This window comes from Acinetobacter shaoyimingii (assembly GCF_011578045.1).
Taxonomy (GTDB): Bacteria; Pseudomonadota; Gammaproteobacteria; order Pseudomonadales; family Moraxellaceae; genus Acinetobacter; species Acinetobacter shaoyimingii.
The window spans coordinates 3322230-3348995 of the sequence record NZ_CP049801.1; the positions used below are offsets into that span (position 1 = coordinate 3322230).

At 41.5% G+C, this 26766-nt stretch carries 15 protein-coding genes, 2 tRNA genes, 3 rRNA genes and 1 pseudogene; 8 read left to right on the plus strand and 13 right to left on the minus strand.

Annotated elements, in window-relative coordinates:
• Window positions 1-152: 152 nt before the first annotated feature.
• The 5 genes from parC to G8E00_RS15155 all read right to left on the minus strand — a co-directional run bounded on the left by parC (window position 153) and on the right by G8E00_RS15155 (window position 6889).
• Complete coding sequence (parC, locus tag G8E00_RS15135) at window positions 153-2372, minus strand: DNA topoisomerase IV subunit A (protein ID WP_166225950.1); 2220 nt, start codon at window positions 2370-2372, stop codon at window positions 153-155.
• Window positions 2373-2564: 192 nt separating this feature from the next.
• Window positions 2565-3884, minus strand: a complete 1320-nt coding sequence (niaP, locus tag G8E00_RS15140; RefSeq protein ID WP_166225953.1) for a niacin transporter NiaP — start codon at window positions 3882-3884, stop codon at window positions 2565-2567.
• 179 nt (window positions 3885-4063) lie between these two features.
• Window positions 4064-4708 (minus strand): trimeric intracellular cation channel family protein, encoded by a 645-nt coding sequence (locus tag G8E00_RS15145; RefSeq protein WP_166012604.1) that lies wholly within the window; start codon window positions 4706-4708, stop codon window positions 4064-4066.
• Window positions 4709-4767: 59 nt separating this feature from the next.
• Window positions 4768-5235 carry a YchJ family protein gene (locus G8E00_RS15150; RefSeq protein ID WP_166225956.1) on the minus strand — a complete coding sequence of 156 codons (468 nt, stop codon included), beginning with the start codon at window positions 5233-5235 and terminating at the stop codon, window positions 4768-4770.
• 70 nt (window positions 5236-5305) lie between these two features.
• Complete coding sequence (locus G8E00_RS15155; RefSeq protein WP_166012606.1) at window positions 5306-6889, minus strand: TerC family protein; 1584 nt, start codon at window positions 6887-6889, stop codon at window positions 5306-5308.
• A gap of 339 nt (window positions 6890-7228) precedes the next feature.
• Between G8E00_RS15155 and G8E00_RS15160 the strand changes: the two genes are divergently transcribed.
• The 7 genes and pseudogenes from G8E00_RS15160 to G8E00_RS15190 all read left to right on the plus strand — a co-directional run bounded on the left by G8E00_RS15160 (window position 7229) and on the right by G8E00_RS15190 (window position 14622).
• Window positions 7229-7924, plus strand: coding sequence for an LOG family protein (locus G8E00_RS15160; RefSeq protein WP_166225959.1), 696 nt, complete (start codon window positions 7229-7231; stop codon window positions 7922-7924).
• 525 nt (window positions 7925-8449) lie between these two features.
• The gene (mdtD, locus tag G8E00_RS15165) at window positions 8450-9841 is read left to right on the plus strand and encodes a multidrug transporter subunit MdtD (protein ID WP_166225962.1); all 1392 of its coding nucleotides are present in this window, start codon (window positions 8450-8452) and stop codon (window positions 9839-9841) included.
• A gap of 86 nt (window positions 9842-9927) precedes the next feature.
• Window positions 9928-10695: a glycoside hydrolase family 25 protein gene (locus G8E00_RS15170; protein ID WP_166225965.1), complete on the plus strand. Its 768-nt coding sequence runs from the start codon at window positions 9928-9930 to the stop codon at window positions 10693-10695.
• A gap of 109 nt (window positions 10696-10804) precedes the next feature.
• Window positions 10805-11860, plus strand: coding sequence for a DNA polymerase IV (gene dinB, locus G8E00_RS15175; RefSeq protein WP_166225968.1), 1056 nt, complete (start codon window positions 10805-10807; stop codon window positions 11858-11860).
• A 333-nt stretch (window positions 11861-12193) separates the two neighbouring features.
• A complete protein-coding gene (gene shiA / locus G8E00_RS15180; RefSeq protein ID WP_166225971.1) occupies window positions 12194-13516 on the plus strand; it encodes a shikimate transporter in 1323 nt (440 codons plus the stop codon).
• A 98-nt stretch (window positions 13517-13614) separates the two neighbouring features.
• Window positions 13615-13986: pseudogene (locus G8E00_RS15185) on the plus strand (response regulator); the annotation flags it as partial.
• Window positions 13987-14268: 282 nt separating this feature from the next.
• Window positions 14269-14622, plus strand: coding sequence for a RidA family protein (locus G8E00_RS15190; protein WP_166012616.1), 354 nt, complete (start codon window positions 14269-14271; stop codon window positions 14620-14622).
• A 77-nt stretch (window positions 14623-14699) separates the two neighbouring features.
• On the opposite strand, the gene G8E00_RS15195 is transcribed toward G8E00_RS15190, so the two are convergent.
• Window positions 14700-15254: a DUF2726 domain-containing protein gene (locus tag G8E00_RS15195; protein ID WP_166225974.1), complete on the minus strand. Its 555-nt coding sequence runs from the start codon at window positions 15252-15254 to the stop codon at window positions 14700-14702.
• A 563-nt stretch (window positions 15255-15817) separates the two neighbouring features.
• The gene (locus G8E00_RS15200; protein ID WP_166225977.1) at window positions 15818-18229 is read right to left on the minus strand and encodes a YgiQ family radical SAM protein; all 2412 of its coding nucleotides are present in this window, start codon (window positions 18227-18229) and stop codon (window positions 15818-15820) included.
• Between the two features lie 340 nt (window positions 18230-18569).
• Between G8E00_RS15200 and G8E00_RS15205 the strand changes: the two genes are divergently transcribed.
• The gene (locus G8E00_RS15205; protein WP_166225980.1) at window positions 18570-19580 is read left to right on the plus strand and encodes an alpha/beta hydrolase; all 1011 of its coding nucleotides are present in this window, start codon (window positions 18570-18572) and stop codon (window positions 19578-19580) included.
• Here the strand turns inward: G8E00_RS15205 and G8E00_RS15210 are convergent.
• From G8E00_RS15210 to G8E00_RS15235, 6 genes are all read right to left on the minus strand, one after another.
• The gene (locus G8E00_RS15210) at window positions 19558-20790 is read right to left on the minus strand and encodes an MFS transporter (RefSeq protein ID WP_166225983.1); all 1233 of its coding nucleotides are present in this window, start codon (window positions 20788-20790) and stop codon (window positions 19558-19560) included. The genes G8E00_RS15205 and G8E00_RS15210 overlap by 23 nt on opposite strands.
• 266 nt (window positions 20791-21056) lie before the next feature.
• Window positions 21057-21171 (minus strand): 5S ribosomal RNA (gene rrf, locus G8E00_RS15215).
• A gap of 212 nt (window positions 21172-21383) precedes the next feature.
• Window positions 21384-24275: ribosomal RNA gene (locus tag G8E00_RS15220) — 23S ribosomal RNA — on the minus strand.
• Between the two features lie 472 nt (window positions 24276-24747).
• A tRNA-Ala gene (locus G8E00_RS15225) sits at window positions 24748-24823 on the minus strand.
• A gap of 74 nt (window positions 24824-24897) precedes the next feature.
• Window positions 24898-24974, minus strand: a tRNA-Ile gene (locus tag G8E00_RS15230).
• 61 nt (window positions 24975-25035) lie between these two features.
• Window positions 25036-26572: ribosomal RNA gene (locus tag G8E00_RS15235) — 16S ribosomal RNA — on the minus strand.
• Together the 16S, 23S and 5S rRNA genes with 2 tRNA genes alongside form the textbook arrangement of a ribosomal RNA operon.
• Window positions 26573-26766 lie beyond the last annotated feature (194 nt).

Below are 26766 nucleotides of genomic sequence, written 5' to 3' on the forward strand. Positions count from 1 at the left end.
AATGCCATATTCTCCAATTAATAATCCTTGGTTTTAAACTGTTCTTTTCAACTGAGCATTTTATTTAACTTGTTTGTGCTGACGCTCAGTATTCCATCCATTTTCACAAATACGGTTCATATATAACGTAAATTGCTCAATGGATGCTAGCTTTATCTTTGAATGAACAGTTTATTTGCTTTTTGATATCCTCGTGGTAAGAGTTGACCCTTGGTCGCCCGTTTCCCCACATATTTCTGAAGATCATCACCTTTTAGTTTTAATTGTTGCTGTCCCGCAACCACATGAATTATTTCATTTAAATTTAAAATAGTCATGGATAAAATCTGATCACTTGTATCAAGTTGTATCAACTTGTTTCCTTTACCTTTGTTTAACATTGGTAATTCTGCCAAATCGACAATCAATAAACGACCAGAAGTACTTAAAATTGCTACATGGGTATTGTCTTGAACCGTTTGCAATGCCATCACTTCAGCACTATCAGATAAACTAATAAACGCTTTACCTGCCTTGGCATTGGTATCCAATTGTTTTGCCTGTGTCCTAAAGCCATAACCTTTCGAACTGACAGCTAAAATTTCTGCCTCATCATCCGCTATAAAGATTTGCTTAAAGCCAACACCATTTGCAGGAGCAAGTTTAGAACTTAAGGGTTCACCCAACCCACGTGCCGACGGTAAGGTATTAATGGCTAGAGCATAACTTCGCCCCGACTCATCCAGTACATAAACTTTCTGATTTGACTTGCCTTGAGCATGACTTAAATACTGATCCCCTGCGCGGAAATTCGCATTGCTTGCATCCACATCATGCCCTTTAGCACAACGAATCCAACCTGCTTCAGATAAAATTACTGTCACAGGATCTGCTGGCATCAAATCTTGTTCACTAATTGCAGCCGCTTCTGCACGCTGTACAATTGGAGAACGACGATCATCGCCAAATTTTTTTGCATCCTCTTTGAGTTCAGAGATAATCAGGTTTTTCAATGATTCTGGATTTGCTAATTGCTCACGAATGATTGCCGCTTTCGCTTCTAACTCTTCTTGCTCCCGGCGAATTTCAACTTCTTCAAGTTTAGCCAAATGACGTAACTTGAGTTCTAAAATTGCTTCGGCTTGAATTTCATCAATACCAAAATGCGCCATTAACTCATCTTTAGGATGATCTTCTTCACGAATAATACGAATCACGGTGTCAATATCGAGATACGCAATCAAAAGACCTGCCAAAATGTGCAAACGTTTTTCAATTTTATTTAAATGATATTGCAAACGGCGTGTCACCGTATTTTTACGAATCTCAATCCATTCCAGCAAAATACGACGAATCGATTTCACTTGAGGACGACCATCTGCACCAATCATATTCATATTGACACGATAACTTGATTCCAAGTCTGTCGTTGCAAATAAGTGACTCATCACGCCAGCTGCATCAATACGGTTTGAACGTAATACAATCACCAAACGAGTTGGGTTTTGATGATCGGACTCGTCACGCACATCACTGACCAATGGCAATTTCTTTGCCGTCATTTGATCTGCAATTTGACCAATAATTTTTGACCCTGAAACCTGATAAGGCAATTCAGTAATCACAATTTCATTTTTTTCAATGGTATAAACCGCACGCATACGGTAACTACCACGACCTGTGCTTTGAATTTTTAACAGTTCTTCAGGCGCAGTAATGATTTCCGCTTTGGTCGGTAAATCCGGTGCAGGAATATATTCTGCAATTTTTTCATCGGTTAAATTTGGATTACGAATCAGTGCAATCGTACCTTTCACCACTTCACGTAAATTGTGTGGCGGAATGTCCGTTGCCATCCCCACCGCAATTCCTGTCGTACCATTGAGTAAAATATTCGGCACACGCGCAGGTAAAGTTACGGGTTCTTTCATTGAACCATCAAAGTTATCTTGCCAATCACACGTGCCCTGGCCTAACTCAGATAAAAGTACTTCACTATATTGTGAAAGCTTGGCTTCGGTATAACGCATTGCTGCAAATGACTTTGGATCATCAGGTGAACCCCAGTTACCTTGCCCTTCAATAAAGGGATAACGATAACTAAAGGGTTGAGCCATCAGTACCATGGCTTCATAACAAGCAGAATCACCATGTGGATGATACTTACCAAGCACATCACCTACAGTACGCGCTGACTTCTTAGGCTTACCACTATGCTTTAAGCCCAATTCACTCATGGCATAAACAATACGTCGCTGAACTGGCTTTAAACCATCACTAATATGTGGCAAAGCACGATCCATAATCACGTACATTGCGTAATTGAGATAAGCTTGTTCGGTAAATTCGGCAACAGAACGATTTTCTGTTGCTTGATGCGCAAGGCTTGTCATATAAACCTTTCGTCCTTTTCAAATATTTCTTGTGTCTAGGTTGTTATGCTAAGTCGCAGGATGCTACTACACAAGCATCTGCTACTACACAGTGCGACATTTTGTGTCTTCTGGCCTAAAAGTATCCACTTTTATGAATATGATCAATAAGAAATTTAAATATTCATTGCCAAACTGACATCAATACTCAAGTTATAAACCAATCGACTCCAAAGTTTTTCCTTTGGTTTCTTCGCCTAAAATGACTATCACGGCCGCAACGGCCAATAACACCGCTGTAAACATAATAAAGACATGGCTAAAGCCATTTTCTGCAATCATCATCTGTGTCACCACCAATGGGGCAACAATACCACCAATTCGTCCAATCGCAGCGGCCCAACCTGAACCAAAGGCACGAATATTTGCAGGATATTGTTCAGGTGTATAGGTATACAGTACGCCCCAAGCCCCAAGGTTAAAGAAAGACATGAGACAGCCCCAGAACATAATGAGTCCAACACTGTTGGCCTGTCCAAAGAAATAAGCCGATACAGCACACATGCCAATAAAACCCGCTAAGGTGAATTTTCGCCCTAACTTTTCAACCAACCATGCTGCCACAACATAACCCGGTAATTGCGCCAAAATCATCACCAGCACATATTCAAATGACTGCACGATGGTATAGCCTTCCTTAACCAATAAACTTGGCAACCACGTAAAAATGCCATAGTAAGAATAAACAATCCCAAACCAAATCAGCCACAGCATTAGGCTACGTTTAGCAAAACCACCTGACCACAATTGACGAAATGAAATATTCGACTGCTTTGCGACAGGCTTCACTTCGATGACATCAATCACTTCGACATTGCATTGTTTTTCTAATTTTTGAACCAGAGCATGTGCTTCCTCCAGTCGACCACGATTCACAAGATAAGGAATAGATTCAGGCACTTTTTTTAGTACCACAAACACATACAGTGCAGGTAATCCACCCATTAAAAAAGCGACATGCCAGTCAAATTTTGGAATCACAAAATAAGCCACTAAGGCTGCAATCAGCCAACCTAGCCCCCAGAAGCTCTCCAACAATACGGTAAAACGTCCACGGACATGCGCAGGAATATATTCACTGACTAAGGTGACGGCAACAGGCAATTGACCGCCTAAACCTAGACCAACAATAAAACGAAAAACCAATAACCAAGTGAGATTAGGCGCAAAAGCACATAAGGCGGTGGCAATACTATAAATCACTAGAGTCGATGCAAAGACAGCTTTACGACCAATTCGATCCGCAAGCCCTCCTGAGAAAACTGCGCCTATGGCCATACCGACAAAACCAATCGACACGACCCAACCTTTTTCAGCTGGCGTCATGGACCAATCTTCTGCCATTTTTGCCAAAATAAATGAAATTAATCCCGTGTCCATGGCATCGAACATCCACCCAAGGCCAATGACCCACAATAAGGTGTAATGAAATTTACCAATAGGAAGGCGTTGTACACGTGAAATTAAATCCATAGTCAGATCTCTAAACAATGACTGATTTGAGTGAAAGATAAAAAGACTGTTTTCACAACAAGACTTCAATAATACAGTTAGAATTGTTAAGGCATTGTGCGAGGGATTATAGGGAATAACCACATAAAAAGGCAGTAATCCCATTTTTCTATTTTTTTATTTAAATCAATTTCATTCAATTAAGAAGCATCTTTTGAAGAAGCTGAATGCTCATCATCATCTTTATAAATAAATTTTGGCATCTCTAGACCGAAGTAAATAGCGATACAACGTAAAGAGAATCCAAAAATTAAAGTTGAAACAATCGTGATGTCTTGCGAGAAACCGAGCTTGATACACGCCCAATAGAAAATCACCGCGACAAAAGCAATGCTGGCGTAGAGCTCACGGCGGAATACCAAGGGTACATCATTACATAGAATGTCGCGCAGAATACCACCAGAGACGCCTGTCAATACACCTGCTACTGCTGATACAACAAAACCTTGTCCCATTTGCATCGCAATTTGACAACCAATAATGGTAAAACCAATTAAGCCCAGCGCATCAAGAAGTAAGAAGATAGAACGTAAATGACGCATCCACTTGGCAATAAAAATGGTAAATAATGCCGCACAGCAGGTTAAAACCAAATATTCAGGATGCTTAACCCAAGTCAGAGGATAATGCCCCAAAAGCACATCACGAACAGATCCACCACCGAGTGCCGTCACACAGGCAATAATAATCACACCAAACCAATCCATACTACGCCGACCTGCGGACAAAGCCCCTGTCATGGCTTCAGCCGTAATCGCAATAATATAAATAACGGTAAGTAACATCGCCCTTCTTCCACTGAGGGTAATTGGTGGCTTTATTCTATGTGAATTCTAAAAAAATTCTACAAATATTGAGCACAACATTGCTTAAATTTTTTACCAGAACCGCAAATACAAGGTTGTTTCATGGTGATCTGTTGATCTGTGGTTGGATCGAGAAAATACCAAGTATCAGCAACCTGAACAAAATAAGATAATTCATGATGAATTTGTGTCTTTTCTCCATCATGGTAATGTGCTTTAAACTCCACTAAAGCATGATTTTTATCAACTTTATCATTGCTTTTGATGACTTCTAATTTCAACCACTGATTGGCTTTTGCCCAGTCTGCAATGGCTGACTCATCTAAAGCTTTTTGTTGACCGAGTGCTGTTGTTTTCACGATATAGTCAATTTCATGTTTTGCAAATGCACTATAACGTGAGCGCATTAGCTGTTCAGCCCTCTTCGCTTTATCTTGACCCAAATGCAAAGGTTGGCAACATTCTGCATATAGACCTAAACCACATGGACACGTGAATTCAGACATTCATTTTTCCAAAAAAATAGCACTCAATTGAGTGCTATTTTAACGACATTTTAGGATTTAAATTGGAGTTTCATTCATCCTTTTCTTCAATAGGGACAATATGCACTTTCTCAATTTTATGCCCTTCCATCGTCATGACTTCAAAGATATATCCTTCTGCTTCAAACTTTTCACCATTTTCAGGCAAATGTCCTAAATGGAATAAGATATAACCTGAAAGCGTTGAGTATTCTTCAGATTCATCGACCAAATCACGATCGAGCAATAATGAAATATGGCGAATATCGGTTGAACCTTCCAAAATGAGTGAACCATCTTCTAAACTTTCAGCAGCAGCATCCAGCTCAGTTTCATTTGGAAATTCTCCAGCAATCGCTTCTAAGATATCAATAGGCGTTGCAATACCTTCTATTGAACCATATTCATTAAGTACAATTGCCATCTGTAATGGTGCTTGACGGAGTTGTTCCATCACCATCAATACTTGTGCACTTTCATGCACAATTACGGGTTCACGCAGATGCTTTTCAAAGTTGAACTGACCATATTCAATATAATCATTCAGTACATTGTGCGTGAGCACCACACCAGCAATATTATCCAATTCACCGCGAGCCACAATCAAGCGTGAGTGTTTCATCGATAACAACTGAGATTTGACTGTTTCTAAGTCATCATCAAGATCGATCCATTCCAACTCTGGTCGCGGCGTCATCACCGATTTTACAGGACGTTCTGAAAGTCCTAAAACGCCTTGCACCATGACACTTTGATATGCACCATTTTCGGTATCAAAGATTTCATCTGCCAGAGCTTGCGTTGCGAGCACATCTTCAGATTGGTTGTTTTGACCTTCATTTGAAGCGCTATTTTTACCCCCCAACATTCGCATGACTGCAGATGCTGTACGGTATCGCAAATCATTGGTCGTGACCGTTTTTTCTTGATTACGGCGCATCAATTGATTTAAGAACTCAATCATCACTGAGAAACCAATCGCCGCGTACAAGTAGCTCTTCGGAATATGGAAACCTAAGCCTTCAACAATGAGTGAGAAACCAATCATCATTAAGAAACATAAACACAATATGACGACTGTCGGGTGTTTGCTGACAAATTCCATCAATGCTTTAGATGCCCAAAGCATGATACCAACAGCAATCACAACAGCGATCATCATCACGGACAATTCTTTGACCATGCCGACTGCAGTGATCACGCTGTCCAATGAGAACACCGCATCTAGCACCACAATCTGAACAATCACCATCCAGAACGCAGCATGTACACCATTGTCCTCTTTGACCATGGGCTTACTTTCAAGGCGTTCATGGAGTTCCATGGTGCCTTTCATCAGCAAGAACACACCACCAACAATCAAGATGAGATCTCGAACAGAGAAAGGATGATCGAAAACAGAAAATATCGGTTGAGTCAGTGTGACGATCCACGCAATGGATGCCAACAGAATCAAACGCATGCCTAATGCAAGCAACAGACCGACCACTCGTGCTTTACTGCGTTGTTCAGGTGGAAGTTTTTCTGCCAGAATTGCAATAAAAACGAGGTTATCAATACCTAAGACAATTTCGAGAACAATGAGCGTAGCCAAACCCACCCAAGCTGATGGGTCAGACATCCATTCAAGAATCATGCGTTTTGCTCCGGAAGATCAACACTCACCGTCTGAGCATTACTACAATACGTATTGGAGTTATTATTAAAAGCTGTTATTTCAAAAGAGTATAAATTGGGGGGCTGACTCTCACTACTCATATAGGTTCATTTGTTGTCAAACATAGCTCCAGTATAGGTAAGAATTTGGACAAATTCACTCTTTTTTTAATTGCAAAAAGATGATTTTTTTCAATATAGTTAGCTTTAAATCAACCTGTATTTCTGTATTTTTTTAATTTTTACATACAGTTGTCATTATTCTTGCTTAGATTAAAGGTATACAATGAAAGGTAAATATGCAGGTAAAGAATAATTTATGAATAATGAAATTTCAGATCTAATCCACACCAATCAATCTTCCAACACAACGACAAAACATCATCCAGATTCAGTCACGATTAAAAATACACAAACAACGCAATCGTCAAATCAAGTACACAAAGCCACACAAACCTTAGTTGCGCTGTATTGTGGCTCTCGACCTGGGAATAATCCCATTTATAAAGAAAAAGCCATTCAGTTGGCGAAAGGAATTGCTCATCGTGGTTTTGGCATCGTGTATGGAGGAGCCAGTATCGGACTGATGGGGCAAGTTGCAGATACAGTGATTCAAACAGGTGGTGAAGTTGTAGGTGTCATCCCTGAATTTATGCTGGATTATGAAATTGCACATAGCACGCTCACTGAGTTACATGTGGTTGAAACCATGCATCAACGTAAAGCGATGATGGCAGATCGTGCCAGTGCTTTTGTTGCATTACCCGGTGGTTTAGGGACTTTTGAAGAAATTCTTGAAATTGCCACGTGGGGACAACTGAATCAGCATCAAAAACCGATGATTATTTATAATGTAAATGGCTTTTATAATGCGCTCATCGCTCAACTTGATCATGCTGTTGCAGAAGGTTTCTTGCCCCCTCAACATCGTGCAAAATTAATTATTTGTGATCAAGCTGACCAAATTTACAGTGTGATTCACAATTTAAAACACCCGAAAAATATGGTGGTTTAATCCATTTATATCCCACCATATAAATACACTTAAGAAGGTCTATACGTTTATGTCTAGATCTTCTTTTTTTACGTTAAGACAGATAAATCATTAAAAGTAAAATGACAAAGACAATGAGTAAAAAATAAAAAATAAAGAATCACAAAACTTTCGCTTTTTGTAGCTGAACATGATTTCGTGCCTCTGTTCCAAATATAATGCGATATTTTTTTCCAGTTCTTTCTTCCATAAATATAAGTATTAAAATCAAGGTGATTTTGACCATTTTTTATTCACCAGATCTTGATAAAAATAATAATTGACCAAGCTAAAACAGATCTGGCTGAGCAGTATACATCCGAACATCACCATAAAATTGACGCTCTCCAAGTCCAAATCATCTTCCTGATCTGGTTGTTGCCCAGAAAACCATCAAATTCTTTTTATACATTGAAATCAAAATTTATTTTCAAAACTTTGTTACAACCTTTTTTAGAATCATCCTTTAAACTATAGATAAATCAAGTAGAAGCTTTCCAGACTGCAATGAACGAAACCCCGACCCATCAGCCCTTACAACCTCAATTCCGTTTGTTGGTGTTTTTGGTATCCATTGGTTTTTTCATGCAAGGTTTAGACACCACCATTATCAACACTGCTTTACCTGCGATTGCACATAGTTTAAATGAAGACCCACTAAATATGCACAGCGTGGTCGTCGCCTATGTACTCTCAGTAGCAGCTTGTATTCCCTTAAGTGGCTGGCTTGCAGATCGGTTTGGGGTGAGAAATACATTTTTTTCAGCCATCGTTATTTTTACCATCGCTTCATTAGGCTGTGCTTTTTCAGGAAGCTTAAATCAGCTTTTATTTTTCCGAGTTATTCAAGGCATTGGTGGAGCGTTGCTCCTTCCTGTCGGTCGTTTGGCCATGTTGAAAATTATTCCACGGACACAGTTTTTAGCAGCCATGAGTTTAATGAGTCTGGCAGGTCTAATTGGGCCATTGATCGGTCCGACTTTAGGTGGATGGCTGGTCACCTATATGAGTTGGCACTGGATTTTTTTAATCAATCTGCCGATGGGAATTTTGGGCGTTTTGGTCACTCTAAAAGCCATGCAAAATGTGAAAGAAATAGATGTCAAAAAATTTGATCTTTCAGGTTTTATATTACTGGTGGTGTCGATGGTGGGGCTGTCTTTAGGCATCGAAAACTTTTCAAATCCACAACATCCAACATGGTTCAGTATTGCACTTATGGGGACAGGTATAATCACCGCAATTATCTATGCCTTTCATGCTCATACCCATCAAAATGCCTTATTTCGCAGTAAATTATTTAAAAACAAAATTTATAGCATCGGGATTATTGGTAATTTTTTTGCCCGTCTAGGCGGTAATGCTCTACCATTTCTGATTCCACTGATGCTGCAAGTGGCATTTCATTTCGACCCATTCGTTGCAGGATTACTCATGATTCCGACGGTTTTGGGTTCACTTGCTTCTAAACCCCTTGTACGTCCAATCATTCAGAAATTTGGTTATCGTCAAGTCTTGTTAGTGAATAGCTTATTGGTTGGGGTTTGTATTGCCAGTTTTGCGCTCACTTCGGCGGACACACCCATTTGGGCGCGCGCAATTCACTTCTTTATCTTCGGGGTTTTAAACTCGATGCAATTTGTATCGATGAATACGCTAACGCTGAAAGACCTTCCTCAACAAGATGCCAGCAGTGGTAACAGTTTCTTGTCGATGATCATGATGCTATCCATGAGTATAGGTGTAGCTTTGGCAGGTACGCTGGTCAATCTATTCACCTCATACTTTGGTGAAGCTCAAATCAGTTCGGCATTTCATCTGACCTTATTATGTCTAGGCAGCATTAACATTATTACTGCTTTTATTTTTTGGCAAATTCCGAAAAACACTGCGGTCTAAGGGGTAACGTTTGTTTACGAGTCATCCGTGGTTTGCACTGTTAAATCACGTTATGATGAAGCAAGTCCAAGCGTTTCATTTTACTTATGTCTTCTAAATCACAGCGTCGGCATCGAAAGTATTTAGCGATATGCCTTGGCATTGCGTGTATATCTGCTGTGATGATTGGTCTATTTCTTTTTGCCCATCCCTTTGCCAGAGCTAAAACCTACCCAATTCAGGGTTTTGATGCATCACACCATCAACACAATATTCAATGGAAAAAGATTTCGCCAAAACAATACAAATTTGTGTATTTAAAAGCGACCGAAGGTGGTGATTATCAGGATGATAAATTTCAGGATTATTGGTTAGAAGCACGCGAACAAGGCTTTTTAGTGGGTGCTTATCACTTTTATCGTTTATGCCGTGAAGGTGAAATCCAAGCGCAAAACTTTATTCAAACCGTTCCCAATAAAGCAGATGCTCTACCACCAGTGATCGATCTGGAATATGACAGTAAATGCATTAATCATTTCACCAAAGAACGACTTTTGAAGGAAATTCAAATCGTGCATGATCGCCTACATCAGCATTATGGCAAACAACCGATTTTTTATATTTCCAAATCTTTTTATAACATTGTATTGGCTGGGCAATTCGAAAATACCCCGCTTTGGGTACGTGAGTATCACGGCGAGCCTAAACTCAAGAACAATCCGAAATGGTTATTCTGGCAACAGACCAATCAAGGTAAAATTAAAGGAATTTCAACCACTGTCGATTTAAATGTTTTTAACGGTAATGAAGAAGATTGGCAAAACTTTTTAAAGCAAAATCACATTTCCAATCTCGCTCAAGCATCAACAAAATAGTGTGTCATCACATGACGTTAATCTTATGCAGAAAAGTCTGAACAGATTTGAAATTGAAAAAAATCATTTACACTATAAAACACTAGAAAATGACCTGTAGTTCTAAGCTATGAGAAAAATCATACATATTGATATGGATGCTTTTTATGCATCGGTGGAACTACTTGAGCGTCCTGAACTCAAACATTTACCTGTAGTGATCTCTTCACACCATCCTCGTGCTGTGATTGCTGCTGCCTCCTACCCTGCTCGTGCCTTTGGTTTACGCTCTGCAATGTCCATGTCACAAGCCAAGAAACTCTGCCCACAAGTGGTGGTGATCGAACCTAATTTTGTCAAATACCAAGAAGTGTCCGCACAGATTCACGAAATTTTTCAGCAATATACCACCATTATAGAGCCACTATCCTTAGATGAAGCTTATTTGGATGTGACTGAAAATTTAAAGCATTTACCCAGTGCAACTGACGTTGCTATGCATATCCGTGAAGATATTTTCCAAGCCACAGGTATCACTGCTTCGGCAGGTGTGGCACCAAATAAATTTTTAGCCAAAATTGCTTCTGACTGGAACAAGCCCAATGGCATATGTGTCGTCAAACCCCATCAAGTACACAGCTTTATTCAAGATTTAGAACTCAAAAAAATTCCAGGTGTCGGCAAAGTCACACAAGAAAAACTCAAAGCCTTGCAATTGAACACTTTAGGAGATTTACAACAGATTGAAGAAGCTGTGCTGATTCATCATTTTGGCAAATATGGCAAACAACTTTTTTTATATGCTCAAGGCATTGACGAAAGACCTGTACAATCAGAACGGCAACGCCAGCAAATTTCAAAAGAAACCACTTTTGACCAAGACTTTACTTTGCTGGAGTGTGAAAGCTATTGGGCAAATCTCATTGAACGGGTTTGGGCTAATTTGACCCGAAAACAATTGCAAGCTCGGGGTGTCACGGTCAAATTAAAATTGAAAAACTTTCAGGTATTACAGCACAGCAAAAGCTTTAAAAATCCATTGAAATCTGAACATGAAATTCAACAGGTTTTACAATTGCTGCTCTCTGAAATGCAAGTTCCATCGCATTATGAATTTCGTTTGATTGGGATTGGTGTGTATCAGTTGTCAGAAGCTGAAGATGAATCACAACTTTCACTTTGGTAAATGGCCTTAACTCTATTCTTTTAGCTCAATTCTTTTAGCTCAATTCTTATAGCCCAATCTTTTTATAGACAGTCTTTAAGCTCAGTCTAAGAATCGATGTTAAAGATAGAATCGATAGAAGAGATTATTTTTTAATCAAAAGGATAATACCTTAAGAAAAAATACACCATTTCCAACACAATTTAGAGTAATCTAATCCGCGCTGTACATTACCCTTGTACGAGCTGAGATGTGGAAAGCGACCTGCTTTTGACATAACCGTCCTGTAATTGGCGTGACGATCCAATCCGAATATTACAGGGCCCTCTGATCGATATCTCGGGCGAATCAAGTATGCATAGCGCATCTGCAACATCAAAAAATCAAGAACAACAGTACATTCAACGTGCACGAAAAGCAGCACTCAGTAGCTTCATTGGCGCTGTTGTCGATTGGTACGATTTCCTGCTGTATGGCATTGTTGCCGCACTCATCTTTAAAGATCAATTTTTCCCAAGCATTGCCCCCAGTATGGGAACCTTAGCTGCACTCGCAACTTTTGGTGTCGGATTCTTATTTCGTCCACTTGGCGGTGTCGTCTTTGGTCATTTTGGCGATCGCATTGGTCGTAAAAAGATGCTGGTTCTAACCGTCCTGTTAATGGGAATTGCCACAGTCGGTATTGGACTGTTACCTAATTTTTCGTCCATAGGATGGTGGGCACCTGTGTTATTGGTCACTTTAAGAGCCATTCAAGGTTTCGCTGTAGGCGGTGAATGGGGTGGCGCAGCATTAATGGCCGTTGAAAACGCACCACAAGGCAAAAAAGCCCTTTATAGCAGTGGCGTACAAATCGGTTACGGTGTCGGACTAGTGCTTGCGACTGGTGCTGTATCATTAGTGCTGATGATATTTGGTGAAAGTGCTTTTGCAGAATGGGCATGGCGCATTCCTTTTATTGCCAGTGCAATTTTACTCTTCACTGCCTTTTGGATTCGTCGTGGACAAGAGGAATCACAAGAGTTTATTGAACAAGTGGTTGAAGCGAAAGATCAACCGAAAAAACTCCCCATTTTGCAAGCCATTTCAGAACATCCAAAAGCCTTCTTATACATTATTGCATTACGTCTCACTGAACTATTGACCATGTATTTGGTCACCAACTTTGCGCTGAATTATTCCACCAATAACTTGTGTATGGATAAACAGTTTTTCCTTAATATTGCCCTGATGGTTGGTGCAATCAGCTGTTTCAGTATTCCATTTTTTGCATGGATTTCTGACAAAATCACCCATAAAAGCATGTGTGTAGTCGGTGGTCTGATTGGCGCAATGTCTGCCTTTCCATTCTTTATGGCAATGGATGCACAAAATACATGGCTCATTATTCTCTTTGCCATTTTGCTGGCCAATGTCGCACACGATATGGTAGTCAGTGTGCATCAACCGATTTTTTCTTCCCTGTTTGGTACATCATATCGCTATAGTGGTGCGGGTGTAGGCTATCAGGTTGCCAGTATTGTCGGGGGTGGTTTCACACCTATGATTGCCGCAGCATTGGTGATATGGGGCAATGGATCTTGGCAATATGTCGCGCTTTATCTGGTTGTGGGCTGTTTTATCACGGCGCTGGTAGCCGCAATCATGCCGAATACTACACAAGAAAAAACAATTTAAACCTGCAAACTAGCTGCCATATAAGCAAGTGATTTTTCGTTCGCTTGCTTTTTTTATTTCATTTAGAATGATGCTCATAACATCAATAGAACTGTGTGATGAATAATAAGAAACAGATTTTATGCGTTGAAGATGATGCTGCGATTCTCATGCCTTTACACTATGCCTTGGAACGTGAAGATTGGCAAGTCACGTGGGCAAATACGGGAACGCAAGCCATTCGACTGGCTTTAGAACAAGAATTTGATTTTATTATTTTAGATGTCGGACTCCCTGACATCAATGGTTTTGATGTCTGCAAAAAATCCGTCAAGTGAAGCACACGCCCCTGTTATTTCTAACTGCCCGAGATGATGAAATCGATCGCATCATTGGCTTAGAAATTGGCGCAGATGATTATTGTCCAAAACCCTTTAGTTCACGTGAAATTGTGTCTCGGATTAAAGCCATTTGGCGACGCATGGAACGACATTCATTAGGTCATGATGTTTCAGTTGATACATCATCACAAGTCAAAAATTCTGTTGCATCGCCATCTGTTTGGCATTGTGTCTAAACCAATTGCGAAACTTACATATCCATTTTTTAAATTTAGGTAATTTAATTGTTTGCCCTGAACAACGTTGTTTTTTTATTTTTCGACATAAACGTCTGATTCGAATTGAAAACTACAAATGATCATCATCAAGTACATTTGCACAGTCACAATCTTCACGTAAACTCAAATCATCTAAAAAATGAAGAGAAATGACATGGCTGTACAACGCCTTCACGTATCCAAACGCTTTTCAGAAATTGCAATTTCAGGAAATTTGGTTCATCTGGCAGGTCAATTGGCTTCAGATACAAGTCTAGATATCAAAGGTCAAACACAACAAACTTTCGATATTATTGATCAATTTCTTGCAGATGCTGGAACTGATAAAAGTCATATTATGTCTGTGACCATTTATTTAAAAGACATTGAAAAAGATTATGCTGCTTTTAATGAAGTGTGGGATGCATGGGTTTCAGACATTGAAGCACTGCCTAGAACCTGCGTTGAAGCGAAACTCTATGACCCAAGTGTGTTGGTTGAACTCACTGTCGTGGCCATCAAACCATAATGACATTGAATAAAAAATTAAATTGAGTCAAAAAAATGGGCATATTTAAATGCCCATTTTATTTTAGCCAGATGTCATTAATGAAAAAAAGAATAACTCGCCCGCTTCAAATGTCCATGATCTGAAGAAGGCTGTTCAAACTTCCCCAATTGACTCTCCTTAAACTTGATCAGTGTATGTATATCTGAAGTATTAACTTCAAAATCATCTCTCAATTTTTGATATTCAGGGACAACTTTATAGCGAAAAACTTTATATCCAGCAGCTTCAAGTAAAGTATCTTGATCATTCGCAGCTTTCCATTTTTTCAATGAATTTAGCTCTCCCACTGCAACGATGGCAATCACGCGACATTCTTTATCCAAAACCACAAAATCAGCAAACATCTTTTCGTATTTGCGTCGAGTATGTGGAAATTTTGTGGTCATTAAGGCATCAAAAGACACATGCGCCAAAATATTCGCTTCAGGCATAATCTCTTTCAATCGTTTGAATGTCGTCTGTTCATGGGCATTGAAGACTGCTCGCTGTCTTAATGCACTGTCTGATTGTGGCTTATTTATCCTTGTTCTATAAGCAACAATCAAAATGATTACGAATATGGCGATACTCGTAAAAATAATGATGTTCATTGTTTAGTCCCTTATTTTTTATAATTCGTTTATACAAGCCGTAAACCCTTACAGCTGTTATTATTCGACGTCCTTCGCTTGTCAAAATTGAGAATAGGTATATGCGATGCATTCCTACACATAGCCAATATATGAAGTGAATTTAACTTAACCATTCACATATCTATACCCGCCTCACTCTGCAATTTATCCAATATAAGAACGCATCTCAAAGCTTAATTTTTAAATCTTCTGAAGTACTACTTAAACTTCAAGCGCTTTCATTCCAACATAAAATGATGAAAATAAAATTACTTGAAATAGACGCCAAACCTTCTTATTTATCATTTTTATACAATTTGTTGCTTTAGATCAAATAGTATCAATTATATGTTTTGAATTCATGACACTTATCCTGATGTAGTTTATATCTATATGGCTTATTAAAAACACTTTTTTCCGATAAATGAAATTGTAACAATTCTAAAATTACTTTCCTTTTACACTAATTTTTATTGAAAATTCTCAAAATAACCAGCATAGAATTGATTCGAAAAAAGGATGCCGAAGCATCCTTTTGTTCTTTAAGCACGAGATTTTGGCTTAGATTTACCTTTCGATTTGGGTCCAGAGAATGGTTTTTTCGCATCCCCTGTTTCACGTGGAGGCAAGCCTGTATGTTGTGTCAAAATTTGACCACGTTCAGGACGCTTTTTGGTATTAGAAGGTCGAGATTGATTACGATTGTCTGAACTACGCGAGTCCTGATTACGTTTCTTCGAATCTCCATCAACTGTCGAATTTTTCTTACGTGCAGATTGATATTGACCTTCTGTGCCTTGTGGCTGATAGGTTGGAATCAAATGTTGTTTCGAATTACCAATCAAATCCTGACGGCCCATTTCTTTCAACGCTTCACGTAATAAAGGCCAGTTATTTGGATCATGATAACGTAAGAATGCTTTATGCAAACGACGACGTTTTTCACCTTTCACGATGTCCACATTTTCAGTATAACGTGCCACTTTCGCCAGTGGGTTTTTACCGGTGTAGTACATTGTGGTTGCTGTTGCCATTGGTGATGGATAGAAGGTCTGTACCTGATCGGCACGGAAACCATTCTTTTTCAACCAAACAGCAAGGTTCATCATGTCATAATCTGTTGTACCCGGATGTGCAGCAATGAAGTAAGGTATTAAATACTGTTCCTTACCTGCTTCCTTACTGAAACGATCAAACATTTGCTTGAAGCGATCATAAGTCCCAATACCTGGTTTCATCATCTTCGACAATGGACCTTTTTCGGTATGCTCAGGCGCAATTTTAAGATAACCACCCACGTGATGCTGAACCAGTTCTTTCACATATTCTGGGTTTAAAACAGCCAAGTCATAACGTAAACCTGAACCAATTAAAATCTTTTTAATGCCCGGTAAAGTACGCGCTTTACGGTATAACTGAGTCAATGGTGCATGGTCGGTATGTAAGTTTTGACATACGCCCGGATAGACACAAGATGGCTTACGGCAGTTCTTTTCAATCTCTGGATCTTTACACTGCAAACGGTACATATTTGCTGTTGGACCACCCAAGTCTGAGATAATGCCGGTAAAGCCCGGTGCAGTATCACGAATCTTTTCAACTTCACGTAAAATTGATTCTTCAGAACGGTTTTGAATAATACGACCTTCATGTTCAGTAATCGAACAGAAAGTACAACCACCAAAACAACCACGCATAATGTTCACAGAGAACTTAATCATGTCAAAGGCTGGGAAACGTGCTTCACCATAAGCAGGATGTGGAAGACGTGCATAAGGCAGGTCAAACACGTAATCCATTTCTTCAGTGGTCAATGGAATCGGTGGTGGGTTTAACCACACATCACGTTCGCCATGCTTTTGTACCATTGCACGTGCATTACCCGGATTGGTTTCCAAATGCAAAATACGGTTGGCATGTGCGTAAAGTACAGGATCATTCGCCACTTCTTCAAATGCAGGTAAGCGAATCACGGCCAATTCACGTGGAGGTAATTTGTGTTTAATCGCTTTAGAGACTGGCTGTAACTGCACAATTTGCGTATCTGGGTCTAGATTATCCCCTTCACGTACGATTGGATTCGCAACTGGTTCTTTTTGGAAACCTTGATACTGTGCTAAAGAATTGCCTTTATCTTTTTCAATTTCACAGCCATCTAGATCTTCAGTCATCACATAAGGGTTGATGATTGGATCTACACGACCAATTGCATCCACATCGTTCGATGCAATTTCAACAAATTTCGCTTTCGATGCACGATTATGTTTATTGACAATAAATGCAGTACCACGAACATTGGTAATTTCGTGGATTTTCTCACCACGTGCGAGACGATGCATCACCTCTGTAATTGAACGCTCACCATTACCGTACATCAACAAGTCAGCTTTTGAGTCCATCAAGACCGAACGACGAACTTTATCTGACCAGTAGTCATAATGCGCAATACGACGTAGCGATGCTTCAATACCACCTAACAATACAGGGACATCTGGATAAGCTTCACGCACACGTTGGCAATATACGGTTGCAGCACGATCTGGACGTTTGTTGGGCTGATTGTCTGGAGAGTAAGCATCATCCGAACGGATCTTACGGTCAGCCGTATAACGGTTGATCATGGAATCCATGTTGCCCGCTGTGACACCCCAAGCGATATTTGGCTTGCCTAAAACGCGAAAAGCATCAACATTAGTCCAATCGGGTTGTGCAATGATTCCGACACGGAAACCTTGTGCTTCCAAAGTACGACCAATAATGCCTGAACAGAAAGATGGATGATCGATATACGCATCACCACAGACCAAAATAAAGTCACAACTGTCCCAACCGAGTAAATCCATTTCCTCGCGTGACATCGGCAAAAATGGCGCTGGTTCAAAGCATGACGCCCAATATTTGTCGTAATCAAACAACGCAGTCGGCGCTGTCTGAGCAGTATAAGCTGTAGACATGGTTTATATTCTCGATTGGCAGTTGGCGATCGGGAGAGATCTAAGATGAAAGCCGATCATTTTACCATGAATTACATTCATCTTGCTTGATTAAAAAACAATCAAAAAGAGTTACTTAATTTTTTTGTTTTGATTTGTATCCTTTCTACAAGCACCCTTTTGATGAAAATACATGCACATATCAAGGTCTTTTATAAGATAACTACAGATCAATTCTCTTCCTAATCGCTACTTTCATCATGCAATTGACTTTAAAAACTCCGCTTATATGATTGCAGATATGTTGTAAATATAAGAAGCCATTTATGTTTAATCCAAAAACAAATGGAACTTTATGATCATGAAAAGAGGTTTTTTAGTCACCATATTGCTTATTGTCCAATCATTTGCTTATGGTCATCCGCCAAAAGAAAAGAGTTATAACGAACAACAAGCATGGAAAGATTTACAACAGTTTTTGCCTGAACATTATCGTATTCATGAGAACAATCAACCTCAAGAAGCCTTTTGGTCATGGAAAAATAATCAGGTACATCTGGATTACTACCCTCGCCCAAATTCTACAGCCAAAGTCATTTTATTGCATGGTGTTGGAACCAATGGTCGGCAAATGAGTCTCATCTTAGGACAACCCTTGGCTGCAGCTGGTTATGAAACCATTGCACTTGATTTACCGGGCTATGGCTTAACCCAATATCCAAATAAAAAAGACATCCGTTACGAAGACTGGGTACAACTGGTCAGTGACTTTGTTGATGCTGAAGCGCAAAAAGATGCTCGCCCTATATTTTTATATGGACTATCCGCAGGCGGTATGCTCACGTTGCATGTGGCAATGCAAAATCAAAATGTAAAAGGCATTATTGGTATGACTTTCTTAGATCAACGTGATCCATTGGTCAAGTCTCAGACCATGCGATTTAGCAGTCTAAAACCTGTGCTTTTACCAGGAATGAAAGTGACCTCTAAAACAGTGTTTGGCAATATTGCAATTCCCATGTCTTGGGTTTCTAAAATGAATACGCTCACCAACAACCCTGATGCTCTAAACGTGATGTTGAAAGATAAAACATCTGCAGGGAATTCAATGAGCATTCGTTTCTTAAATAGTTATATGAACTATCAGCCAAAAATGGAAATATCAGCATATAAACAAGCACCTGTACTCCTCACACAACCCGCTGAAGATCGTTGGACACCTCTGGATTTAAGCGAACCAGTGCTTGAACAACTGAAAGTACCGACTCAAGTCGTCATGTTGCCCAAGGGAAGTCATTATCCAACTGAAGCCGAGGCACTCGAGCAGTTAAGACAAAGCAGCATTCAGTTTATTCAGAAGAATTTGAATTAAGCTTTTCAGCTTCAATTTTTCTCTGTAATTGAACTGCAACCATAACACCCATCATTAACACACATGTGATGGTGAGGCTTAAGCCGAGCCATCCATATTTTTCCCAAACTAAGCCATTACTACTTCCGAGTACACTTGAACCTAGGTAATAAAAAAATAAATACAGCGCAGAACCTACGGCACGATACTGCAAAGATTGAATAGAAACCCAACTGCTCGACGTTGAATGTGCTGCAAAAAAAGAAAAAGTGAAAATGAGCAATCCAAGCAAAATAAAAGGCAGTATCGGGATCAGCATGATCCATAATCCTAAAATCATCGTCATGAGCATCGCCACCAAAACTTTTCCACGACTATATTTTTGACTCCATGCAGCCGCGCGAGGTGAACTATAAATCCCTGATAAATAGACAATAGACAACAGTCCAATTAAAGTTTGAGAAATCTGAAATGGTTTTTCAAGTAAATGATAGCTGATGTAATTGAATACACTGACAAAACTTCCCATTAAAATAAAACCTTCAGCAAATAAAAGTCTTAAGGTTGAATCTTGGAAATTTTTAACAAATGATGCTTTGAAACGTGAGAATCGAATGGGAAAAGCGGTGAAATGTTTTGATGCTGGTAAAGCGAGATAGAAAATAACGGCTATCGCTAAATTTAGCAGTCCAATAATAAACATTGCCATTTGCCAAGGGATAAAATCAATCAATACACCTGCAATTAATCGTCCTCCCATTCCTCCAATAGCAGTCCCAGAGATATATAAACCCATCGCCAGACCAATATCTTCACGCGCAATCTCCTCCCCAATATAAGTCATCGCTACCGATGCGACACCACTCACAGCAAAACCAATCAAAATGCGGGTGACTAAAAAGATCTCCCAGATTGGAAGCTGTGAACTCATGAGCAGAAGTATCGATGTCGAAAATAATGAAAAGACCATCACTGACTTACGCCCAAATCGGTCTGAAATCAGACCCGCAAATAACAATCCAACTGCGAGAGATATGGTCGAGAAAGATAAAGGAAAACTGCTATGTGTGGGTGTGATGTGAAAAAAATCTGCAAAAATTGGCATCATCGGCTGAACACAATACACAGAAGAAAATATTGAAAATCCAGCTAAGAATAGACATAGCAAAATGGCATAAAACTGTGTGGTACCAGAGCTAATGTAACTAGATGAGGGCGTAGATTCAGACATAGATAACTCCTTTCACGAAAGAATTATACGCCTATTGAGATGCATCGTAATATTGAATCGGCTGAAGTGTTTTTGTTATATGAAATATCAAAGATAAGTCAGAGATAGTTATTCAGTTTTAATGCAAACAGATATGACGTAGGCTGAAAGCTTCATTCTTTATTTGCACATATACAATAAACTTTCAGCGATAACTTTGCCCGCACATAAACCCCACGCATAAAAAAATCCCCCTGTCCTTATGGTCAGGGGGATTTCGAATAATGAGCTGGCGATGACTTACTCTCACATGGCAAACGCCACACTACCATCAGCGCGAAGAGGTTTCACTTCTGAGTTCGGGAAGGGATCAGGTGGTTCACTCTTGCTATTGTCGCCAGCACAACTGTTGTGACTTTGCTTGGGTCTTATATCGAAATCATCTCTCTTGCGAAACGATGTTTCTCATTGCCTTTGCTTGGTCAAAGAAGTTATTAACAGAAATACTTGAGTTTCTTTAATTCGTTCAGTTTAGCGGTTTATTTAACTAAATCAAGTTTGATCGTTTGATTTCGAATCAATCGAGCTTTATACAACAACTGTTTGGGTGTTGTATAGTCAAGCCTCACGAGTAATTAGTATTGGTCAGCTTCACATATCACTATGCTTCCACATCCAACCTATCAACGTTGTAGTCTTCAACGGCTCTTTAGAGGACATATAGTCCTTGGGAAATCTTATCTTGAGGTAGGCTTCCCGCTTAGATGCTTTCAGCGGTTATCCCTTCCGAACATAGCTACCCGGCGATGCGACTGGCGTCACAACCGGTACACCAGAGGTTCGTCCACTCTGGTCCTCTCGTACTAGGAGCAGATCCTCTCAAATTTCCAACGCCCACGGTAGATAGGGACCGAACTGTCTCACGACGTTCTAAACCCAGCTCGCGTACCTCTTTAAATGGCGAACAGCCATACCCTTGGGACCTGCTTCAGCCCCAGGATGAGATGAGCCGACATCGAGGTGCCAAACACCGCCGTCGATATGAACTCTTGGGCGGTATCAGCCTGTTATCCCCAGAGTACCTTTTATCCGTTGAGCGATGGCCCTTCCATACAGAACCACCGGATCACTAAGACCTACTTTCGTACCTGCTCGACTTGTGGGTCTCGCAGTTAAGCGCGCTTTTGCCTTTATACTCTACGCGTGATTTCCGACCACGCTGAGCGCACCTTCGTACTCCTCCGTTACTCTTTAGGAGGAGACCGCCCCAGTCAAACTACCCACCAGACATGGTCCTCGCTCCAGATTATGGAGCAGAGTTAGAACCTCAATATTACCAGGGTGGTATTTCAAGATTGGCTCCATCGCAACTAGCGTCGCGACTTCAAAGCCTCCCACCTATCCTACACAAGTAAGATCAAAGTTCAATGTCAAGCTGCAGTAAAGGTTCACGGGGTCTTTCCGTCTAGCCGCGGGTACACCGCATCTTCACGGCGAATTCGATTTCACTGAGTCTCTGCTGGAGACAGCGCCCCCATCATTATGCCATTCGTGCAGGTCGGAACTTACCCGACAAGGAATTTCGCTACCTTAGGACCGTTATAGTTACGGCCGCCGTTTACTGGGGCTTCGATCAAGAGCTTCGCTTACGCTAACCCCATCAATTAACCTTCCAGCACCGGGCAGGCATCACACCCTATACGTCCACTTTCGTGTTTGCAGAGTGCTATGTTTTTAATAAACAGTTGCAGGGGCCTGGTTTCTGTGGCTGTCAATAGCTCATCCCGCAAGGGGAATCACCGTCGACAGCGTACCTTCTCCCGAAGTTACGGTACCATTTTGCCTAGTTCCTTCAGCAGAGTTCTCTCAAGCGCTTTGGTCTACTCGACCTGACCACCTGTGTCGGTTTCGGGTACGATTCCTGTGTAACTGAAGCTTAGAGACTTTTCCTGGAAGTATGGTATCAGCCACTTCGCTAATAAATTAGCTTGCTATCAGTTCTCAGCATAGAGTACCCCGGATTTGCCTAAGATACATGCCTACAACCTTTCACCTGGACAACCATCGCCAGGCTGACTTAACCTTCTCCGTCCTCTCATCGCATTACACAGAAGTATTGGAATATTAACCAATTTCCCATCGACTACGCCTTTCGGCCTCGCCTTAGGGGTCGACTCACCCAGCCCCGATTAACGTTGGACTGGAACCCTTGGTCTTTCAGCGAACGAGTTTTTCACTCGTTTTGTCGTTACTCACGTCAGCATTCGCACTTCTGATACCTCCAGCAGACTTCTCAATCCACCTTCATCGGCTTACAGAACGCTCCCCTACCACTTGCAATAAATTGCAAATCCGCAGCTTCGGCACATAGTTTTAGCCCCGTTACATCTTCCGCGCAGGCCGACTCGACTAGTGAGCTATTACGCTTTCTTTAAAGGGTGGCTGCTTCTAAGCCAACCTCCTAGCTGTCTATGCCTTCCCACATCGTTTCCCACTTAACTATGATTTTGGGGCCTTAGCTGGCGGTCTGGATTGTTTTCCTCTTGACTACGGACGTTAGCACCCGCAGTCTGTCTCCCGGATAGTACTCATTGGTATTCGGAGTTTGCATCGGTTTGGTAAGTCGGGATGACCCCCTAGCCGAAACAGTGCTCTACCCCCAATGGTATTCGTCCGAGGCGCTACCTAAATAGCTTTCGGGGAGAACCAGCTATCACCAGGCTTGATTAGCCTTTCACCCCTATCCACAAGTCATCCCCTGGCTTTTCAACGACAGTGGGTTCGGTCCTCCAGTTAGTGTTACCCAACCTTCAACCTGCTCATGGATAGATCGCCTGGTTTCGGGTCTACACCCAGCAACTAAACGCCCTATTAAGACTCGATTTCTCTACGGCTCCCCTATGCGGTTAACCTTGCTACTGAATGTAAGTCGCTGACCCATTATACAAAAGGTACGCAGTCACCGAACAAGTCGGCTCCCACTGCTTGTATGCATGCGGTTTCAGGATCTATTTCACTCCCCTCACAGGGGTTCTTTTCGCCTTTCCCTCACGGTACTGGTTCACTATCGGTCAGTCAGGAGTATTTAGCCTTGGAGGATGGTCCCCCCATATTCAGACAAGGTTTCACGTGCCTCGCCCTACTCGACATCATCATATCAGCCCTTTCGTGTACAGGACTATCACCTACTATGGTCGCACTTCCCAGAGCGTTCCACTAAAGCTGATATGACTTAATGGGCTTTTCCCCTTTCGCTCGCCGCTACTGAGGGAATCTCAATTGATTTCTTTTCCTAAGGGTACTGAGATGTTTCACTTCCCCTCGTTCGCCTCGTATGACTATGTATTCATCATACGATACCGACCTTATGATCGGTGGGTTTCCCCATTCAGAAATCTTCGGATCACAGGATATTTGCCGCCTCCCCGAAGCTTATCGCAGGCTATTACGTCTTTCATCGCCTCTGACTGCCAAGGCATCCACCACATGCACTTAATTACTTGACTATACAACCCCAAACAGTCGTTCATCCCTACAAGCAGGATAAGCAACAGATCAACCAATTTCTTAGTCAATCATACAGTTGGCGTCTGTGCACTTAAGCACTATACAGCTTCAATTAGATTCATATACCAAAACGCTTGATTCAGTTAATTTCGCTAGTTCTCATTCAATCACTTCAACTCCATAACTTGCGTTACTTCGTTTCCGCTTTTGTATGAGTTTGAACAAATTATTTCAACTCAAATATATTCTGTTAATGATTCACCACGTCTTCGTCAGATCGTGGTCAACTGTGATAAATCACAGAAGTTAACAAGACGCGCATATTACGCTAACTTCTTATTAAATTCTATAATCTACGACTTCGTTCGATTAAAGCCTGCGCAAAGCAGTACTTATATGATCAAACACTACGCGCAGCGTAGCTGCTTGTCTTGCGTTTCGACAAAGCGTTGCTTTGTTATTTCGAAACTCTGGTGGAGACTAGGAGAGTCGAACTCCTGACCTCCTGCGTGCAAAGCAGGCGCTCTACCAACTAAGCTAAGTCCCCAGCTTATCATCTATAGATTCGATATATCTTTACGCTCTGTTCGCCTCAGTACTTTCATACTGCGTTAGTCAGAATGGTGGGTCTGACAAGACTTGAACTTGTGACCCCACGCTTATCAAGCGTGTGCTCTAACCAACTGAGCTACAGACCCTCAGATACATCTTCATGAAGAACAACTTGTTGTGGATTCTTACCAATCGTCAATCTTTCGTTAAGGAGGTGATCCAGCCGCAGGTTCCCCTACGGCTACCTTGTTACGACTTCACCCCAGTCATCGGCCACACCGTGGTAAGCGTCCTCCTTACGGTTAGACTACCTACTTCTGGTGCAACAAACTCCCATGGTGTGACGGGCGGTGTGTACAAGGCCCGGGAACGTATTCACCGCGGCATTCTGATCCGCGATTACTAGCGATTCCGACTTCATGGAGTCGAGTTGCAGACTCCAATCCGGACTACGATCGGCTTTTTGAGATTAGCATCCTATCGCTAGGTAGCAACCCTTTGTACCGACCATTGTAGCACGTGTGTAGCCCTGGTCGTAAGGGCCATGATGACTTGACGTCGTCCCCGCCTTCCTCCAGTTTGTCACTGGCAGTATCCTTAAAGTTCCCGGCTTAACCCGCTGGCAAATAAGGAAAAGGGTTGCGCTCGTTGCGGGACTTAACCCAACATCTCACGACACGAGCTGACGACAGCCATGCAGCACCTGTATGTAAGCTCCCGAAGGCACCAATCCATCTCTGGAAAGTTCTTACTATGTCAAGACCAGGTAAGGTTCTTCGCGTTGCATCGAATTAAACCACATGCTCCACCGCTTGTGCGGGCCCCCGTCAATTCATTTGAGTTTTAGTCTTGCGACCGTACTCCCCAGGCGGTCTACTTATCGCGTTAGCTGCGCCACTAAAGCCTCAAAGGCCCCAACGGCTAGTAGACATCGTTTACGGCATGGACTACCAGGGTATCTAATCCTGTTTGCTCCCCATGCTTTCGTACCTCAGTGTCAGTATTAGGCCAGATGGCTGCCTTCGCCATCGGTATTCCTCCAGATCTCTACGCATTTCACCGCTACACCTGGAATTCTACCATCCTCTCCCATACTCTAGCCAACCAGTATCGAATGCAATTCCCAAGTTAAGCTCGGGGATTTCACATTTGACTTAATTGGCCACCTACGCACGCTTTACGCCCAGTAAATCCGATTAACGCTCGCACCCTCTGTATTACCGCGGCTGCTGGCACAGAGTTAGCCGGTGCTTATTCTGCGAGTAACGTCCACTATCTCAGAGTATTAATCCAAGTAGCCTCCTCCTCGCTTAAAGTGCTTTACAACCAAAAGGCCTTCTTCACACACGCGGCATGGCTGGATCAGGGTTCCCCCCATTGTCCAATATTCCCCACTGCTGCCTCCCGTAGGAGTCTGGGCCGTGTCTCAGTCCCAGTGTGGCGGATCATCCTCTCAGACCCGCTACAGATCGTCGCCTTGGTAGGCCTTTACCCCACCAACTAGCTAATCCGACTTAGGCTCATCTATTAGCGCAAGGTCCGAAGATCCCTGCTTTCCCCCGTAGGGCGTATGCGGTATTAGCATCCCTTTCGAGATGTTGTCCCCCACTAATAGGCAGATTCCTAAGTATTACTCACCCGTCCGCCGCTAGGTTAGGTAGCAAGCTACCTTCCCCCGCTCGACTTGCATGTGTTAAGCCTGCCGCCAGCGTTCAATCTGAGCCATGATCAAACTCTTCAGTTTAATACTTCGTAGCGCCTTAAAGGGCGCCAATCTTGGCTCATCAATTTTCTGACATTAATTTCTCAAATAAACTTCGAGTAATTTCTACCATCAATCAATGAAAATAATTTCGATCAATCAACCAGTAAAAATCCACACAAGTTGTTCTTCATAATCTCTTAATGATCTTCTTGTTACTTCGTCAGTAGCAAGCT